Raw genomic sequence first — 16,168 nt, 5'->3', positions numbered from 1 at the left:
CCCTGATGAGAGTATTTATTGCTTCCCTGCTGCTGTTGCTGGGATGGATAGTGCAAGCGCCGGCCATGGCCGCTATCGATGTCTACACCTTCGACAACGGCAATCAGGAGCAGGTCTTTCGCGAACTGACCAAGGAGCTGCGCTGCCCTAAGTGCCAGAACCAGGATATCGCCGACTCCAATGCGGGGCTGGCCAAGGACTTGCGCGACAAGACCTACCAGATGGTGCGCGAGGGTAAGGATAAAGAGGAGATCGTGGATTACATGGTGGCCCGCTACGGCAACTTTATCCTCTATAACCCGCCCCTGATGGCCTCCACCCTGATCCTCTGGCTCGGCCCGCTGCTGGTGATCCTGATCGGTGGCGCCGTGGTCGTGATGCGCAGCCGCCGGCCCCCTGCGGTGAAAAAACAACTGGATAACGCCCTGAGCGAGGAGGAGCAGCGCCGACTGGCCGAGCTGCTCAAAGAGGAAGAGAAACAATGACCGCTTTTTGGATAGTGATTGCGGGCTTGCTGGTGCTGGTGAGTCTGGCGCTCGTCGTGCCGCTGTGGCGTGGTGAAGGCAAACAGAGCATCAGTCGCTCGGCGCTCAACAAACAGCTCTATCGCCAGCGGTTGCTGGAAATTGGCGAAGAGCGCGAGCAGGGGGTCTTGGCAGAGGAGTCCGACTCGCTGGTCGAGCTGCAACGCAGCTTGCTGGATGATATTCCCGATGTGGAGCAGACTGCCCGCAGTGGCAAGAGTCTGATCTGGATCCCGGGTGTCTTGGTGCTGGTGGTGGTGAGTCTGGGGCTCTACTACAAGTTGGGCTCCTGGCAAGAGGTGAGTCGCTGGCAAGATGCCAGCAGCCGTCTTGGCGAGTTGAGCAATCGCATTCTGGTGGAACGCGATGCCCAGGTGACCGAGCAGGATCTGCTGGACTTCACGCTGGCACTGCGTACCCGCCTCAAGGATGAACCGAATGACTACCGCGGCTGGTTGCTGCTGGGACGCTTGGCGCTGGATGGCAACGATCCCGAGATGGCCAGCGAGGCGCTGGAGCGGGCCTACACGCTTGCCCCCCAGAAATCGCTGGTGGCGGTGCCCTACGCGCAGGCGCTGATGATGACGGGGAAAGAGGCGCAAGCGGATGCCCTGTTGCAGGCGGCTATCGCGCAGGAGCCTGATAATATCGAGGCGCGCTCCGTCTATGCCTTTATGGCGCTGCAGAAAGAGGATTTCCAGACCGCTCTGGCTCGCTGGCAGGCGATGTTACCCCTGATGGAGAAAGGCACCCCCCGTTACGTGATGGTCGAGCGCTCCATGGAGTATGCCCGCGCGCAGCTCAAGCAGCGCGGCATCGAGGTGACGACCCCGGACACCGCCAAGGAGAGTGCCGGGCAGCGGCAACCGGTGGCAGTGAAGGAGGGGGAATTCCCCCTCCATATCACGCTGGCGGCAGGTATCCAGATGCCGGAGGATGCCCATCTCTTCGTCTTTGCAGTGATCCCAAATGGGCCACCCATGCCCATCGCCGTGAAGCAGATCGCAGGCCCCATGCTGCCTGTAACCCTCTCGCTGGGAGATGGCGATGCCATGATGGAAGGCAGCAAGCTGGCGGCCTATCCGGAGCTGCAGTTCAAGGCGCGTCTTTCGCGCGGTGGTAATGTGATGAACAAGGAAGGGGCTTTTGAAGGGGTCTCCGTGCCGGTCAAGACGGCCGATATCCCTGCAGCGCCGATTGACATCCGCATCGATCACGCCCTCTAATATGCCTTTGAATAACCCGGCCCCTGGATGGGGCCGGGTTATCTATACTTCTGATAAATCAAAATAAAGCGTCAGGACAATCATATGTATCTTCGTTCAGGAGCCATACTGGCAGCCCTCTTGCTGGCTGGCTGTGCCGGGGGCCCGCCCAAGCCTGGCCCAGCGAGTCTGGATCTTCATCCCGGGATCAATCCTCCGGGCGCCACCAGTACCGCGGCCGATCCGCGTGACCCCTTCCAAGGGGCCAACCGGGCGATGTGGGCGGTCAACTATGATGTGCTGGAGCCCTATGTGGCTCGCCCTGTGGTACATACCTACGCACGTTATGTGCCGACTGGGGTGAAGGATGGCCTCGAGAATCTGGTGGAAAACTTCAATGAACCGAGCAGCATGGTGAACCATTTGATCACCGGTGATTTGAAAGGGGCAGGCACCAACTTGGGGCGCTTTACCCTCAACACCACGGTCGGTCTGCTGGGTATCTTCGATGTGGCCAAACATGCTGGCCTTGCACGCAACAAGCTGGAGCTCAATACCGTGCTGGGCCGCGCCGATATCGGAGATGGTGCCTACATCATGGTGCCGGTCTACGGCCCGACCACCACCCGCAAACTGGTGGGTGATACCGTTGATACATTGTATTTCCCTTATGCTTTGCTGACTTTCCCGTTGAGAGTGGTGCACTGGGTGCTGGATGGCCTGGGTACCCGCGCCAAGTTGATCGATCAGGAGCGGATCATCGACAACTCGCTCGATCCTTACGCCCTGACCAAGGATTTTTATCTGCAATACAACCAGAACAAGGTGACGGGCAAGCAGACCGAGCTGAAGGCGTCTCAACAAAAGCAGGCTGACGATGCCAATCTGGATGAGTATATGGATGAGTTGGACCAGTAAGCGGGCCATCCCGATATGTGAAAAGGCGCCTGCGGGCGCTTTTTTACTTTCTTTGCTATCTGGAGATAAAAACGCCCCGCAAGAGCGAGGCGTGTTGGCAAGCGAGGCTGATTAGACAGCCAGGTTCTTGGCCACGAATTCCCAGTTCACCAGGGTCCAGAAGGTTTCCATGTACTTCGGACGCAGGTTGCGGAAATCGATGTAGTAGGCGTGCTCCCACAGGTCAACGGTCAGCAGCGGGGTGGTACCGGCTTCAGTCAGCGGGCAACCGGCGTTGGAGGTGTTGACGATGGCCAGAGAGCCGTCAGCTTTCTTCACCAGCCAGGTCCAGCTGGAGCCGAAGTTGCCGATGGCAGATTTGGTGAAGGCATCTTTGAACTCGGCGAAGGAGCCGAATGCTTTGTTGATGGCATCAGCCAGGGCGCCAGTCGGCTCGCCACCGCCATTCGGGGAGAGGCAGTGCCAGTAGAAGGTGTGGTTCCAGATCTGGGCGGCGTTGTTGAAGATGCCGCCGCTGGAGCTCTTGATGATCTCTTCCAGAGACTTGCCTTCAAACTCGGTACCCGGCACCAGATTGTTCAGATTAACCACGTAGGTGTTGTGGTGCTTGCCGTGGTGATATTCCAGAGTTTCCTGGGAGATGTGCGGTTCCAGAGCGTTAATTGCATAGGGCAGAGCGGGAAGTTCGAATGCCATTTTCTACTCTCCATTGGCTGGACCGTGCGAAGGCGACGGTTGCAAGACATTGCGTACTCTTTTCTATATGTGAAAAGAGTTGTTGTTAAAATGAGGGGGCAAGGTAGCCCAAAGCCAAGGGATTGTAGCAGTATCAAAGATGGCCTAACAACTCTTGATTGGCGCCATGATCGCGATCAAGCCTGAGTGGGTTCTTTGCGCAATTCGAGCCGGGTCACCCCTTTGTCAGTTTGTGCTCCGGCAAGATTGCAGTAGAATGGCCGCCGAAATCGCTCTAGTGAGGCACCTATGGAAACTATCGAAAAAATCAAACAGCAACTGGCTGACAATCCCATCATCCTGTACATGAAGGGCTCCCCCAAGCTTCCGAGCTGCGGTTTCTCTGCCCAGGCTTCCCAGGCTCTGATGTCCTGTGGCGAGCCGTTTGCTTACGTCGATATCCTGCAAAACCCGGATATCCGCGCCGAGTTACCGAAATTCGCCAACTGGCCAACTTTCCCCCAGCTGTGGGTTGAGAGCGAGCTGATCGGCGGCTGTGACATCATGATCGAGATGTTCCAGGCTGGTGAGTTGCAGTCCCTGATCAAGGAGACTGCTGCCAAGTACAAGCAGGATGACGCGGCCGCCGAATAAGGTCGTATTCGCATCATGCAAAAAGGGGAGCCACTGGCTCCCCTTTTTTATGGTTCATCGCGTCTTTCCGGGGAAGGCGGCCTTGATTTTCAGGAAAAAGTATTCTGAGTCCCGAAATCCATAAGCCATGCGTTTGATCACTTTGATCCGATTATTCACGCCCTCCAGCAGGCTGGTGTGCATGGGAAAGATTGCGCTGGCCAAAATCCCCCGGGTGTAACGGCGAAGGTTTTTGGCAAAACGCTCTAAGGGCTCCAGGCCACTTTCCTTCGCTTGCCGCATCCAGGCCTTCCATCGTCGCCAACCTTCCCTGACGCTCGGGGCGTACCAGATTTCCTTCAGGGCCTCCTTGAGAACATATGCTGTCGCCAAGGGCTTATTGGCTTCCAATAGCTCTTGTAATTTCACCGCCTGGTCTTCCTTGAGATTTTCTCGATTGCGCAGGAGTAGCCAACGCGCCAGCTTGACGACCTTGCGAGCCGGCTTGTCATGCTTTAATGCATTGGCTTGATCCACCCGAATTCGGTCGAGCACTTTGCGGCCATAACCGGCCACCACATGGAACAAGTCATACACCACCTCGGCCTGTGGACAGTGCTGTTTCACTTCCAGATCGAAGGCGGAGTTCATGTCCATGGCCACCGCTTCAATCTGTTGGCATCGTTCGCCCATCAGCTCGAAAAAGGGGCGAATAGCCTCTCGGCTGTTGCCATGCCCCACCCACAAAACGCGAGTCCGTTCAGCATCCATGATCACTGTGGCATAGCGGTGGCCTTTATGCAGGGCGAATTCATCCATCACCAGCCGCCGCACCGAGCCGGGCTCAAAGGTGCCAACACTGGCCTGTAGCCGACGCTTGTCGATGGCCTTGATGGTATGCCAGTGCAGTCCGGTGAGCTGGCTGATATGACTGATAGGCATCAGCTCAAGCAAGGCCTCTACCCAGCGCAGCAATCGCTGTGTCAGCCGGGAGCTGGGGGTAACCAATCGATATGCTCAGAAACCCGACCACAACGCAGGCAGTCAACCCGACGGACGGGGACTTGCAGATGTACGCGAAGTTCAAGGAGGTCACGGTCACGAACTGTGCGCATTCGGCGGTCATGGATGAGTGGACAGGGTTGATGGCACTGACCACAGAGCGGTAGATGATTGGCGAGAGGCTCAAGAGCCAATGTGATTTGTGTGGCAGAGCGGCGATGGACAGAAACGTCGTAACCTGGCCAGAACGAGGCAAAATCAATATGATGCATAGCGACAGCAGGGTAAGGGAGTCCGGTTGTTTGGCGACTACCAGTTTACCCGAACCCTGTCTGTCAACTTACTCTTCCCCACGCTTCCGCGAAGAACCTTTTTTATGCCACGACAGGCATCAGGCGATCCGTTCGATACGGGCCATGTAGAAACCGTCAAAGCCGGTCTCAGACGGGCTCACGGTGTGATCGTCACGCAGACGGAAGTTCTCGTTGGCCGCGAGGAATTTGTCCACCTGCTGGCGGTTCTCCTGCGGCAGGATGGAGCAGGTTGCATAGACCAGCAGGCCACCGACCTTCACCATCTGGCTGTAACGCTGCAGGATCTCTTCTTGCAACGCGACCAGCACCGGCAGACGCTCGGCGGTATCACGCCACTTGGCATCCGGATTGCGCTTGAGGACGCCCAGCCCGGAGCAGGGCACGTCCAGCAGTACGCGATCCGCGCTCTCTTTGAGACGCTTGACGGTCTTGCTGCTGGTGATGACCCGGGTCTCCACGTTGTGGGCACCGGCGCGACGGGCGCGCTGTTTGAGGTTCTCCAGCTTCCACTCTTCCACATCCATCGCCAGCAGACGACCTTTGCCCTGCATCATGGCGGCGATATGCAGGGTCTTGCCACCGGCACCGGCGCAGGCGTCGATGACGCGCATGCCCGGGGCGACTTCCAGAGCCGCAGCAACCAGCTGGGAGCCAGCGTCTTGCTGTTCGAAGCAACCATCGGCAAAGGCCTTGGTGCGGAACAGGGCGGCGTCAGAGGTGACCTGCAGGGCAGTTTCCACACCTTCAACCGGAATGGTGGTGACATGCTCTTTGGCCAGAATGGCCTGCAGCTCATCACGGGTGCACTTGAGGGTGTTGACCCGCAGGTAACGCTTGGGCATCCAGGCCAGGGCGGCACGCTCGGCAGGCCAGGCGTCACCCAACTGCTCGTTGCCGAGTTTCTCCAGCCAGCTCGGGCAACCATCCATCAGCACCGGGTTCTTCTTCGCCTCGGTCAGACGGCGGCGGAAGGCCTCTTCATTGAAGCGATCCAGCGTCGGGTTGTTGGGCTGGGCAATTTTGTGGAAGGCGTGCCAGCTGTGTAGCAGCGGCCAGACATTCTTTTCGGCCTGACGCACCTGAATGCCGGTCAGGGCGCAATAGAGGCTGAGACGACGCAGCAGGTCGCCAGTGACCAGGGCAATCCTTGCCTGTTCTTGCGGTTTGAGTTCGATGCCAGAGAAGTGACGGGCATAAGCACGGTCGAGGGTAAGACCCTGACCGAGCACATCGTCAACAATGGCAACGACCAGATCCCCGAAACGGGGCAACAGTGGGGATTTGAGCATGAGATTAACCTTGGCCAGATAGAGATGAACCGCACCTTTGTGAAGAGGGGCAGTTCTAAAATTGACAAATCCGCGCAATGATAGGGGTTAGAAGGGGTTGGCGCAACACTCCCCATGGGATGAGTGGCTGAAACAGTGGCGCCGGGCTTCTTGATGCGGCGGGATAATGATGCCGGTGATGGTTCAAAAAAGTGCATGAAAACAAGGATGACAAAGATGCATGTGAGCAGTAGTTGTTCGTTGGCCCTGTTGGTGGCCAGTTTGTTGGGGTCAACCAGCCTGATGGCCAGCGAGTGGAGCACGGTCGCCGCCAGAGCGACTGCGGAGCAAGGTTATGAGGTTCGGGCCAATCAGTTTCGGGTTGCCAAGGTGCCACTCGACTATTTTGCCGGGCTGCAAGCAGGGGCTCGTCAGCTTACCTTGCCATTGCCCGATGGGGGGGAGGTGATCTTCACACTGGAGCCCTACGACTTGTTGCCCCCCGATCTTGCCGCCAAGTATCCCGACATTTTGACTTTCAAGGGGTATAACCCGGCCCAACCGGTAGAGACCGGGCGTTTTGACCTGGGCCCGCACGGTTTCCATGGCATGTTCAGCTATCAGGGCAAGACAGTATTCGTTGACCCGCTGCGCAATGCCGAGGGGTATGCAGTTTACTACCAGCAGGATGCCCATAGTCGTCTGGAAGAGGATGCCGACAAGGTGATCGGGCCGGGTGTCAGCAAACGGGTACGCAAGGTGCAAGTGGATGGCAATGTCCGCAAGCGTTACACCATCGCTATCTCGGCAGCAGGTGAGTACACCCGATATCACGGTGGGTCCAAAGTGCTGACCATGGCGGCCATTGCCACCCTGCTCAACCGGGTGAACGAAGTCTATCAGCGCGACGTGGGGGCCGAGTTCTTGCTGGCCAGTGGTAATGACAGTGTGATCTTTACTGACCCGGCCAGTGATCCCTTTGATAACACCGATGCGGATGCGGATCACAACGTCGATGTGCAGGCGCAGGCCTTTGCTGATGGTGATTTGGGAGCATTTGATATCGGCCATGTGCTCAACACCGGTGGCGGAGGTTTGGCGGGGTTGGGGGTGTTATGTGTTGATGCCATGCCGCCTTATTACCCCTATGGGGCCAAGTCGTCAGGTATGACGGGTTCATCAGACCCCGTAGGAGATGCTTTCTTTATCGACTATGTTGCCCACGAAATTGGCCACCAGTTCGGTGCCGATCACCCCTTCAACGGCACTACCGGGAGTTGCGGTGCAGGTACCCGGGTTGCGAATCAAGCCTATGAGCCGGGCAGCGGCAGCTCCATCATGGCCTATGCCGGCATCTGTGGTGAGGAGAATATCCAGCCGCACAGCGATCCCTATTTTCACAGCAAATCCATCGAGCAGATGCGGGCGCATATGGCGACCGTATCGACTTGCGGAACCACGCTCGCGTTAAGCAATAATGCCCCGCAGGCGGCAGCAGGGGGGGACTATGTGATCCCGGCCAATACGGCCTTTATGTTGAAAGGCGCGGGTGGGGATCTGGACGGTGATCCTCTGCTCTACAACTGGGAGCAGATCGATCTGGGCAACGAATCGAGCAGTGTCGCAACCATGGTTGATGATGGCTCCCGGCCGCTGTTTCGCTTTGTTTCCCCCACCCGTTCTGCCGAGCGGATTTTGCCAAGCCTGCCATCGTTGCTCTCCGGCACGCTTGCCAAGGGGGAGGCTTGGCCGACCACCAACCGGGATCTCAATTTCAGACTGACGGTGCGTGATGGTCAGGGTGGCGTCGCCAGTGATGACATGAAAGTGCAAGTGATCAATACCGGCGCGGCATTTCGTATCACCAGCCCACTTTCTGGGGTCACTCTCACGCCAGGGGCCAGTCAGGCAGTGGCATGGGATGTGGCGAGCACCACGGTGGCACCTATCAGTTGCAGCAAAGTGGACATCTCGGTGACCCAGGATGAGGGCATAAGCTGGACAATGCTTGCTGCCGGACAACTCAATAATGGCGCAGCAACAGTGACGCTGCCCGCCAATCTCACCAGCAGCGTCAGGCTGAAAGTGGCTTGCAGCGGCAACATCTTCTTTGCCATTAGCCCCCTCAAACTGCCTCTGGTACAAGGTGGATCGACTTTAGGTGGCGGCGGCGGTGGTGGTGGTTCGCTCGGATTGTGGACGCTGGCACTGGCGCTGCTTGGCTGGCAACGGAGGCGCACATGAGGGGAATCCCTCTGCTGCTGTTTGCCACGCTCGGTGGCTGTCAGGTCGATGCCCGTACGCTGGAACAGGAGCTGAGTGCAAACCTCGCCAGGCAGGATTATCGCCTGATAGTGATAGCCGGGCGGGGGGAGTTCGCCCCTGGTATTGCAGCCGAGCAGCAGGCAAAGGCAAAGGCTCGCTGCGGCGTGCGTTATCTGGATGGGTTGGGTGATGTGATAAGACCCGAGCAGAAAGAGGCACATGCCAGGCTGAGTGCTTACGCCCGTGAGTATAACCAGCGCATGATGATTCATTGCCCATTGAAATCCGCAGTTTCTAACCAGTGATGAGCATGTCGTGAATCAACAACGGGGAGGCAGTCGCCTCCCCGTTGTGTTATGGCTTGTCACTGACAGATGAGCGGAGCACAATGCCCGCAATCATTCTCTTGATGGTCGTGGAACCATTATTTATTTGAAGGAAAATCAAGATGATGGATGTTGCTGATCTGCGCCGTGAATACTCCCGTGGCGGGTTGCACCGGGCCGATCTGCCGGCCGAGCCGCTGGCGCTGTTCGAGAAGTGGCTAGCGCAGGCTTGTGAGGCCAAACTGACCGATCCCACCGCCATGGTGGTGGGCACCGTGGATGCCGACGGCCAGCCCTGGCAGCGTACCGTGCTGCTCAAGCACTACGATGCCCAGGGGATGGTGTTTTACACCAACATGGGTAGCCGCAAGGCGCAGCAGCTGGAGAGCAACCCCCGTATCAGCCTGCTCTTCCCCTGGCACACGCTGGACAGACAGGTTCACGTCACCGGTCGGGTGGAGAAGATGAGCACCTTCGAGGTGATGAAGTATTTCCACAGCCGTCCCAAGGATAGTCAGATCGCCGCCTGGGTCTCCAAGCAGTCGACCCGTATCTCGGCCCGCGGCGTGCTGGAGGCCAAGTTCCTCGAGCTCAAACAGAAGTTTGCCAATGGCGACGTGCCGTTGCCGAGCTTCTGGGGTGGCTTCCGGGTAGTGATCGAAACGGTGGAATTCTGGCAGGGGGGCGAGCACCGGCTGCATGACCGCTTCTTCTACACTCGCGAAGGGGATGGCTGGCATATCGAGCGTCTTGCCCCCTGATCGCGCTGTTCAAATCCGTGTTCACAAGGAGTGTGTATGCGTCTGTATGGTGATCTGCGTTCAGGCAACTGTTACAAGGTGTGGTTGCTGGCCCGCTGGCTGGCGCTGCCCCTTGAGTGGGTCGCGGTAGATATTCAGGCGGGGGATACCCGTACCCCCGCGTTTCTGGCCATGAACTCCAATGGCAAGATCCCGGTGCTGGAGATTGGCCAAGGCGATGCGCTGGCGGAATCCAATGCCATCCTCTTCTATCTGGCGCAAGGCAGCGCCTTGTGGCCAACTGATCCGCGCCAGCAGGCCGAGGTGCTCAAATGGATGTTTTTCGAGCAATACAGTCATGAGCCCTACATCGCAGTGGCCCGCTTTATTGTTCATTATCTCGGCCGCCCCGAGTCCCAGGAGGCGCGGCTCGACGGGCTGAAAGCCGGTGGCGAGAAGGCGCTGGCGGTGATGGAGCAGCAGCTGAAACAGAGCCCCTACCTGTGCGGTGATGCGCCGACCATCGCCGACATCGCCCTTTATGCCTACACCCATGTGGCAGAGGAGGGGATCTTCTCCCTGCAGGGATGGCCGGCCATTCGCGGCTGGATCGCCCGTATCGAGGCCCACCCCCGTCACCTGACGCTGCCAGCGGCCTGTCAGACCCGCTGATGGAACTGCTGATCGAGGCCAGTCTGTGGCAACCGCAGTGGGCTGCGCTGTTGCTGCACTGGCAGCAGCAAGGTCATCGCTGGCAGCTGCTGCTCGGCAAAGAGGCGGCCGCCGCCCTCGATCAAACCGATGCTCCCTGGGCGAGCAGCCCTCCTGACGGGGTGCTCTGTCCGGGAGCCCTGCTGGCCGCCTGGCTCGATGGCGATCTGCTGGCGGATTTTCATGTTGATCCCAGCCGCCAAGTCCTGATCAGCGCCTCTACCTCGCTGCTGACCCTCGCCAGGGAGCAGGGGCTGCTTACTCTTGGGCCGGTGGGGGCCGATCTGCCGCTCACCCCCGAGGCCGATTTGGGCGCTGTGCTCAATCGTCTGTTGGCACGCCGCGTGACGGTGCCGACCTTGGCTGAGGATCAGCCGCTATCAGGCGTCGTGCTGCGACCACTGCAGGCGACCGATGATCGCGAGATCGCGCGCTACTGCAGCGACCAGGCGCTGGCCCGCTACACCCTCAATATTCCTCACCCCTATCCGCCGGAGGGAGCCCGCGACTGGCTGGCGCTCTGCTGGCGCAAGGCGGCGCTTGGGCTTGGCTGGAGTTGGGCCATCACCTTGCCAGAGGAGCAAGGGGCGGCGCTGATCGGGGTGATCGCCTTGCACTGGAACGGCGAGTTGGCCTGGTGGGTTGGCGTACCCTGGCAGAATCGCGGTCTGGCGACCCGGGCCGCCCGCTTGGTCAAGGGGTTTGCCTTTGAGCAGTTGAAATTGCCAGCGCTGACGGCTCGCCATATGCCGGACAACCTCGCCTCAGGCAGGGTGATGGCAAAACTGGGGATGCACTATCGCGGGTTGCGCCATCTCGGTGGTCGCCAGCCGTGCGAGGTGAGTTACTGGCGGCTGGATCGCGCCCGCTCCTTGCCCGCCCCCTTGCTCGATGAGATCTCCCATTGGCTGGCGGATGAGCGGATTGCCGTGGTGATCCTGCGCGATTCAGCAAGGTCGGATCGACAGAGTGCCAACGGCAAGCTGGTCCTCTCGCTCTTTGTGGATGAGATCGGAACTGGTGAGGAGCCCTGCTGTCCGCCGCATCTTGGGGGGGCGCTGGAGCTCCGTTGTTACCCCGTTGATCTGCTGGATCAGGCCGATCCGGAGCAGTTGCCCCATCTTGCTGGAGTGTTGCTGAAAGACAGGGATGAGCAGGGGCTGGCATGGCTGCTGCAACTGGCCGCGCTGCAGCGCCAGGGGCCCGATCTGCTCAGCAGTGAGGAGCGCGCATCACGGCTCCACTGGTTCAACCCATTGCTGGCGCAGGCGCTGGGTGACCAAGGTGACTCGCCGCAGATACGTTATCAGCAGTTACGGCTGCTGGTGGAGCTGCCGGAGCTGGTCGACGAGCTGGATGGCTGTTGGCATCAAGCACCCGAATTGACCTTCGCGCGGCTGGCGCGGGAGGCTCCCGCCCTCTGGCTGGCCTACTGTGAGGCGATGAGCAGGGTCACCCCGGCTACGCTGTCAGCCTTGAAGCAGCAGTTTGCAGCGCGTTTTCCTGAGTGCACCCTCCCATTTTTGGACAAAGGTACTCAGAATGACCAACTGTTGTGTGGAATAATGCCCGCTCTGCAGTACGAGGAGTAATACCTGATGTTGAGAACCGAGCGCCCCGGCGACATGCTGCCGGTCTATGAGCTGCTGAGTGCCGTCTTCGGTCGTTCCGATGAGGCCGAACTGGTCAACCGTCTGCGTGAATGTGGCGCTGCCGTGGTGACCATGGTCGAGGAGGAAGAGTACGAGTTCATGGGGCACTTGATGCTAAGCCCGATCACCATTAATGGCATCGAAGGGCCCTGGCTCGGTCTGGCGCCGGTCGCGGTCCATCCCGACTGGCAAGGTCAGGGGATTGGCTCGGATCTGATCCGTGAAGGGCTTGATACGGCGCTCGAGATGGACTGGAAAGGGGTGGTGGTACTCGGCGATCCGGCCTACTACAGCCGTTTCGGTTTCCGCCCGGCCAGCGAGTTCGACCTGCACTGCATCTACGAAGTCCCCGCCGACTGCTTTATGGCGATGGAGCTGCAGGAAGGCGGTTTTGCGGCTGTGCAGGGTGAGGTGCTCTACCACCCCCTGTTTGATGAACTGCCTGACGAAGCACCGATCGAGGGATGAATCGTCGATATCTCTGAAAAAGGCGCCATAAGGCGCCTTTTGTCGTTCCGTCACAGCTGGATCAGTTGAAGAACCAGTAACCGCGGTTGACCAGACGGGTCAGCAGTTGCAGGAAGCCGGCCTGATCGGCCAGTTCAACCATGTCGGCCTGAGTGATGATGTCCTTGTCACACAAGAGCGAAATGGCGGCGGGATCGATGCTTGGTAGGGTCCAGGCTTCGCCGTCGATATAGCACTGCTGGCTCTCGCCGCTGAACCAGACGGTGCGCAGACCTGGCACCTTGATGGCGGGCTCGCCCTGGGTCAGCAGGTCGGCCACTTCCTCGGCGCTGTAGTCCGGCTCGACCGGATTGACATCCAGATCGTGCTTGGCCTCGGAGATCATGGTGCCAAACCACTCTTTGAACAGGGTCTCGTCATCGAGTGCCTGCTGCATCAGCTCGCGCAGACGGTGTAGCTCGTGGGGCTGGATCTCGCCGTGACGGGCACGGGGCTTGAGATCCGGGTCAGTGTAACGCTCGGTGCGCACCTCGTTGTCGATCAGGTGATCGGCGAAGGAGGAGATAAGCGCCTTGGCATCCGGTGCGCGGAAACCGACCGAGAAGTTCATCGAGGGCTCGATGGCGTAGCCTTCGTGGGGGAATCCGGGCGGAATGTAGAGGATGTCGCCCGGCTCCATGATGACGTCGATGATCGCCTCGAACGGCTCGCAATGGAGCAGGGCGGCGTGGGCGGCAAACTCGTTGAGCGGCTTGGCATCGCCAACGCGCCAGTGGCGCTTGCCCAGACCCTGGGTGATAAACACATCGTAATTGTCGATGTGGGGACCGACACCCGCGTGAGGGGTGGAGAAGCTCACCATCACGTCGTCCAGGCGCCAGCCCGGAATGAACTGGAACGGCACGGCCAGCTCGTTCACCTCGGGAGCCCAGTGGTTGCAAGCCTGTACCAGAATGGTCCAGTTCTCTTCGCCCAGATGGTCGTAGGATTCGAAGGGGCCGTGGGCCGCCTCCCACTTGCCGTCGAAACGGGTGACGAGGCGGGACTCTACCACCTCTTCCATGGCCAGACCCGCCAGCTCGTCCGGGCTGATGGGATCCTGAAAGTCCTTGAAGCCGCCCTTGATAAGGAGCGGACGCTTCTGCCAGTAGTGCTCAAGGAAGTGAGCGATATCCAGATTGAGTTCGTACATGCTGTTTCTCGTGTCTCGCAAAGAGGTTTTGCCCAAGGCGGGCTTGGGAAAAGCCACTCGGGATCCTGCCGTGGCAGGAAAATAACAGGGGCCCTGTAGCGTATCGTGCACAGGGCCCCTTCGTCAGTAGCGGTTGGCTTACTTCAGCAGATCAACCAGACGCTGGGCGTCACCGATGTAGTTGGCCGGGGTCAGCTTCTTCAGCTCCACCTTGACTGCTTCCGGTAACTCCAGGGTGTCGATAAAAGTACGCATCCCTTCGGCATCGACGCGGCGACCACGGGTCAGCTCTTTGAGCTTCTCGTAAGGCTTCTCGATACCGTAGCGGCGCATCACGGTCTGGATCGGCTCGGCCAGCACTTCCCAGTTGGCGTTCAGGTCAGCGGCCATGGCATCGCTGTTGGCTTCCAGCTTGGAGATGCCCTTCAGGGTCGCCTGATAGGCAATCAGGGAGTAACCCACTGCCACACCCAGGTTGCGCAGCACGGTCGAGTCGGTCAGATCACGCTGCCAGCGGGAGATGGGCAGCTTGCTCGCCAGATGCTGGAACACGGCATTGGCCAGACCCAGATTGCCTTCGGAGTTCTCGAAGTCGATGGGGTTGACCTTGTGCGGCATGGTGGAGGAGCCGATTTCACCGGCGATGGTGCGCTGCTTGAAGTGACCCAGCGAGATGTAACCCCACACATCGCGGTCGAAGTCGATCAGGATGGTGTTGAAGCGGGCCATGGCGTCGAACAGCTCGGCGATATAGTCGTGCGGCTCGATCTGGGTGGTGTAGGGGTTCCAGGTCAGACCCAGGGAGGTCACGAACTCCTCGGAGAACTGGTGCCAGTCCACTTCCGGATAGGCGCTGATGTGGGCGTTGTAGTTGCCGACTGCGCCGTTGATTTTGCCGAGGATCTCCACCGCCATGATCTGTTTGTACTGGCGCTCCAGACGGTAGGCGACGTTGGCCATCTCCTTGCCCATGGTGCTCGGGGTCGCCGGTTGACCGTGGGTGCGGGAGAGCAGCGGCATATCGCGGTACTCGTGGGCCAGACGCTTGATCTCGCCGATCAGCTTCTCGCAATAAGGTTTGATGACCTCTTCGCGGGCGGTTTTCAGCATCAGACCGTGGGAGTTGTTGTTGATGTCTTCCGAGGTGCAGGCGAAGTGGATGAACTCGCTGACAGCCGCCAGCTCCGGGTTCACTTCGACCTTCTCTTTGAGGAAGTACTCCACCGCTTTCACATCATGGTTGGTGGTGCGCTCGATCTGTTTGATACGGGCGGCGTCACTCTCGTTGAAGTTGCTGACGATGCCGTCGAGCAGGGCGTTGGCGGCCGCGCTCAGGGCAGGGACTTCCGGGATCCCGGCGTGGCTGGCCAGTTTTTGCAACCAGCGCACCTCGACTTCGACGCGAAAACGCAGCAGGCCGAATTCGGAGAAGATAGGGCGCAGGGCATCGGCCTTGTCGCCATAACGACCGTCAATCGGGGAAACAGCAGTCAGCGCGGACAGCTCCATGGGGTGAACTCCTGATGATTTGTGTGGGGGATCCGTATCCACTCGCGCGTGGGGCTGAGTCGTCGTCAGGGCGGATGTGCGGCTGTTCACCCTGATGTTGACCTCGCTTGCCCGCGCGCGAGCCGATGATTAGTAACGTTTGGCCAGCTCCACCATCTTCTTGCGAGCGAAGATGATCTGGGTGCGGCTGCCACCGAGCTGACGCCACAGCACGCAGGCACGAATGCCCGCCAGCAGCAGGGCGCGCACCTTGTGCTGCACCAGCGGTTGCTGCAGGAACAGCGGGGTACCCGCCACCTGGATGCGTGGCCCGATGGGGCTGATAAGATCGCTGTAGATGCTCGCCATGTTGGCCAAAATCTGCTCGTCGAGCAGATCGAAGTGCTGTTGCTGGCGACCGATCTGGCTGATCCGCTCACCCAGCATGTTGAGAATGTCCTTACGCTTGGCCAGCTTGCGCTCCAGTGCAATCAGGCTCACCACGTAGCGGGTCAGCTCGGCATTCTTCTGGCTGCCGTCGGCACCCAGCTGCTCGACCAGCGCACGGTAGCCGTCGCGTATGGCCAGATGGGTGTTGTTGAACACCTCGAGCGGCTGGCTCGGGTTGGTCACCAGAATGCTGGAGAGGCTCTCGCGCAGGGCCGCCTCGTCACAGCTGCCGTCTCGGGCCACCTTCTGCACCAGATACGCGGCCTGGCAGATGCCGGCAAAGGCCATTGTTCTGTCTTGGAATTTATCGCTCACGTCTGCTGCCTTCTGTTAAGGA

15 protein-coding genes and 1 pseudogene are annotated in these 16,168 nt (G+C 59.4%); 10 read left to right on the top strand and 6 right to left on the bottom strand.

Translation table 11 applies throughout. The features are described from left to right. Nucleotides 1-5: 5 nt before the first annotated feature. The 3 genes from NMD14_13880 (at nt 6) to NMD14_13870 (ending at nt 2,647) form a co-directional block, all read left to right on the top strand. On the top strand, nt 6-485 hold the full coding sequence (locus NMD14_13880) for a cytochrome c-type biogenesis protein CcmH (protein ID XEI31849.1): 480 nt from the start codon (nt 6-8) through the stop codon (nt 483-485). Beyond that, nucleotides 482-1,750, top strand: coding sequence for a c-type cytochrome biogenesis protein CcmI (gene ccmI, locus NMD14_13875; protein XEI31848.1), 1,269 nt, complete (start codon nt 482-484; stop codon nt 1,748-1,750). The genes NMD14_13880 and ccmI overlap by 4 nt, the downstream gene beginning before the upstream one ends. A gap of 84 nt (nt 1,751-1,834) precedes the next feature. Beyond that, nucleotides 1,835-2,647: a VacJ family lipoprotein gene (locus tag NMD14_13870; protein XEI31847.1), complete on the top strand. Its 813-nt coding sequence runs from the start codon at nt 1,835-1,837 to the stop codon at nt 2,645-2,647. A gap of 111 nt (nt 2,648-2,758) precedes the next feature. Here the strand turns inward: NMD14_13870 and sodB are convergent, their stop codons facing one another. Next, entirely contained in the window at nt 2,759-3,343 is a 585-nt protein-coding gene (gene sodB, locus NMD14_13865) for a superoxide dismutase [Fe] (protein XEI31846.1), read from the bottom strand. 288 nt (nt 3,344-3,631) lie between these two features. On the opposite strand from sodB, the gene NMD14_13860 reads away from it, so the two are divergent. Continuing rightward, the gene (locus NMD14_13860) at nt 3,632-3,976 is read left to right on the top strand and encodes a Grx4 family monothiol glutaredoxin (GenBank protein ID XEI31845.1); all 345 of its coding nucleotides are present in this window, start codon (nt 3,632-3,634) and stop codon (nt 3,974-3,976) included. 54 nt (nt 3,977-4,030) lie between these two features. Here the strand turns inward: NMD14_13860 and NMD14_13855 are convergent. Together NMD14_13855 and NMD14_13850 are read right to left on the bottom strand one after the other, a co-directional pair. Then, nucleotides 4,031-5,229, bottom strand: a pseudogene (locus tag NMD14_13855) (ISL3 family transposase). A gap of 119 nt (nt 5,230-5,348) precedes the next feature. Then, a complete protein-coding gene (locus tag NMD14_13850) occupies nt 5,349-6,560 on the bottom strand; it encodes a methyltransferase domain-containing protein (protein XEI31844.1) in 1,212 nt (403 codons plus the stop codon). Nucleotides 6,561-6,776: 216 nt separating this feature from the next. Between NMD14_13850 and NMD14_13845 the strand changes: the two genes are divergently transcribed. The 6 genes from NMD14_13845 to NMD14_13820 all read left to right on the top strand — a co-directional run bounded on the left by NMD14_13845 (nt 6,777) and on the right by NMD14_13820 (nt 12,701). Next, nucleotides 6,777-8,783: a M12 family metallo-peptidase gene (locus NMD14_13845; GenBank protein ID XEI31843.1), complete on the top strand. Its 2,007-nt coding sequence runs from the start codon at nt 6,777-6,779 to the stop codon at nt 8,781-8,783. Continuing rightward, entirely contained in the window at nt 8,780-9,109 is a 330-nt protein-coding gene (locus NMD14_13840) for a hypothetical protein (protein ID XEI31842.1), read from the top strand. The genes NMD14_13845 and NMD14_13840 overlap by 4 nt, the downstream gene beginning before the upstream one ends. A gap of 143 nt (nt 9,110-9,252) precedes the next feature. Beyond that, complete coding sequence (gene pdxH, locus NMD14_13835) at nt 9,253-9,891, top strand: pyridoxamine 5'-phosphate oxidase (GenBank protein XEI31841.1); 639 nt, start codon at nt 9,253-9,255, stop codon at nt 9,889-9,891. A 36-nt stretch (nt 9,892-9,927) separates the two neighbouring features. Beyond that, nucleotides 9,928-10,542: a glutathione S-transferase family protein gene (locus NMD14_13830; GenBank protein XEI31840.1), complete on the top strand. Its 615-nt coding sequence runs from the start codon at nt 9,928-9,930 to the stop codon at nt 10,540-10,542. Then, nucleotides 10,542-12,173, top strand: a complete 1,632-nt coding sequence (locus tag NMD14_13825; protein XEI31839.1) for a GNAT family N-acetyltransferase — start codon at nt 10,542-10,544, stop codon at nt 12,171-12,173. The genes NMD14_13830 and NMD14_13825 overlap by 1 nt, the downstream gene beginning before the upstream one ends. A 6-nt stretch (nt 12,174-12,179) precedes the next feature. Next, nucleotides 12,180-12,701, top strand: a complete 522-nt coding sequence (locus NMD14_13820) for an N-acetyltransferase (protein ID XEI31838.1) — start codon at nt 12,180-12,182, stop codon at nt 12,699-12,701. A gap of 61 nt (nt 12,702-12,762) precedes the next feature. On the opposite strand, the gene NMD14_13815 is transcribed toward NMD14_13820, so the two are convergent. From NMD14_13815 to hflD, 3 genes are all read right to left on the bottom strand, one after another. Continuing rightward, complete coding sequence (locus NMD14_13815; GenBank protein ID XEI31837.1) at nt 12,763-13,893, bottom strand: cupin domain-containing protein; 1,131 nt, start codon at nt 13,891-13,893, stop codon at nt 12,763-12,765. 138 nt (nt 13,894-14,031) lie between these two features. After that, on the bottom strand, nt 14,032-15,402 hold the full coding sequence (purB, locus tag NMD14_13810) for an adenylosuccinate lyase (protein ID XEI31836.1): 1,371 nt from the start codon (nt 15,400-15,402) through the stop codon (nt 14,032-14,034). Nucleotides 15,403-15,531: 129 nt separating this feature from the next. Next, entirely contained in the window at nt 15,532-16,146 is a 615-nt protein-coding gene (gene hflD, locus NMD14_13805) for a high frequency lysogenization protein HflD (protein XEI31835.1), read from the bottom strand. Nucleotides 16,147-16,168 lie beyond the last annotated feature (22 nt).

The organism is Aeromonas veronii (assembly GCA_041319085.1).
In the GTDB taxonomy this organism is placed as follows: domain Bacteria; phylum Pseudomonadota; class Gammaproteobacteria; order Enterobacterales; family Aeromonadaceae; genus Aeromonas; species Aeromonas veronii_F.
Note: the sequence above shows the minus strand (reverse complement) of the source record. Positions and strands in the feature narration are given on the sequence as shown.

What these genes read in the sequence shown, in the direction of transcription:
- NMD14_13815 (XEI31837.1), bottom strand. Translation starts at nt 13,893, where the DNA reads ATGTACGAACTCAATCTGGATATCGCTCACTTCCTTGAGCACTACTGG.
- NMD14_13820 (XEI31838.1), top strand. Translation starts at nt 12,180, where the DNA reads ATGTTGAGAACCGAGCGCCCCGGCGACATGCTGCCGGTCTATGAGCTG.
- NMD14_13850 (XEI31844.1), bottom strand. Translation starts at nt 6,560, where the DNA reads ATGCTCAAATCCCCACTGTTGCCCCGTTTCGGGGATCTGGTCGTTGCC.
- NMD14_13830 (XEI31840.1), top strand. Translation starts at nt 9,928, where the DNA reads ATGCGTCTGTATGGTGATCTGCGTTCAGGCAACTGTTACAAGGTGTGG.
- sodB (XEI31846.1), bottom strand. Translation starts at nt 3,343, where the DNA reads ATGGCATTCGAACTTCCCGCTCTGCCCTATGCAATTAACGCTCTGGAA.
- NMD14_13845 (XEI31843.1), top strand. Translation starts at nt 6,777, where the DNA reads ATGCATGTGAGCAGTAGTTGTTCGTTGGCCCTGTTGGTGGCCAGTTTG.
- NMD14_13840 (XEI31842.1), top strand. Translation starts at nt 8,780, where the DNA reads ATGAGGGGAATCCCTCTGCTGCTGTTTGCCACGCTCGGTGGCTGTCAG.
- NMD14_13860 (XEI31845.1), top strand. Translation starts at nt 3,632, where the DNA reads ATGGAAACTATCGAAAAAATCAAACAGCAACTGGCTGACAATCCCATC.
- ccmI (XEI31848.1), top strand. Translation starts at nt 482, where the DNA reads ATGACCGCTTTTTGGATAGTGATTGCGGGCTTGCTGGTGCTGGTGAGT.
- NMD14_13880 (XEI31849.1), top strand. Translation starts at nt 6, where the DNA reads ATGAGAGTATTTATTGCTTCCCTGCTGCTGTTGCTGGGATGGATAGTG.
- pdxH (XEI31841.1), top strand. Translation starts at nt 9,253, where the DNA reads ATGATGGATGTTGCTGATCTGCGCCGTGAATACTCCCGTGGCGGGTTG.
- NMD14_13870 (XEI31847.1), top strand. Translation starts at nt 1,835, where the DNA reads ATGTATCTTCGTTCAGGAGCCATACTGGCAGCCCTCTTGCTGGCTGGC.
- NMD14_13825 (XEI31839.1), top strand. Translation starts at nt 10,542, where the DNA reads ATGGAACTGCTGATCGAGGCCAGTCTGTGGCAACCGCAGTGGGCTGCG.
- purB (XEI31836.1), bottom strand. Translation starts at nt 15,402, where the DNA reads ATGGAGCTGTCCGCGCTGACTGCTGTTTCCCCGATTGACGGTCGTTAT.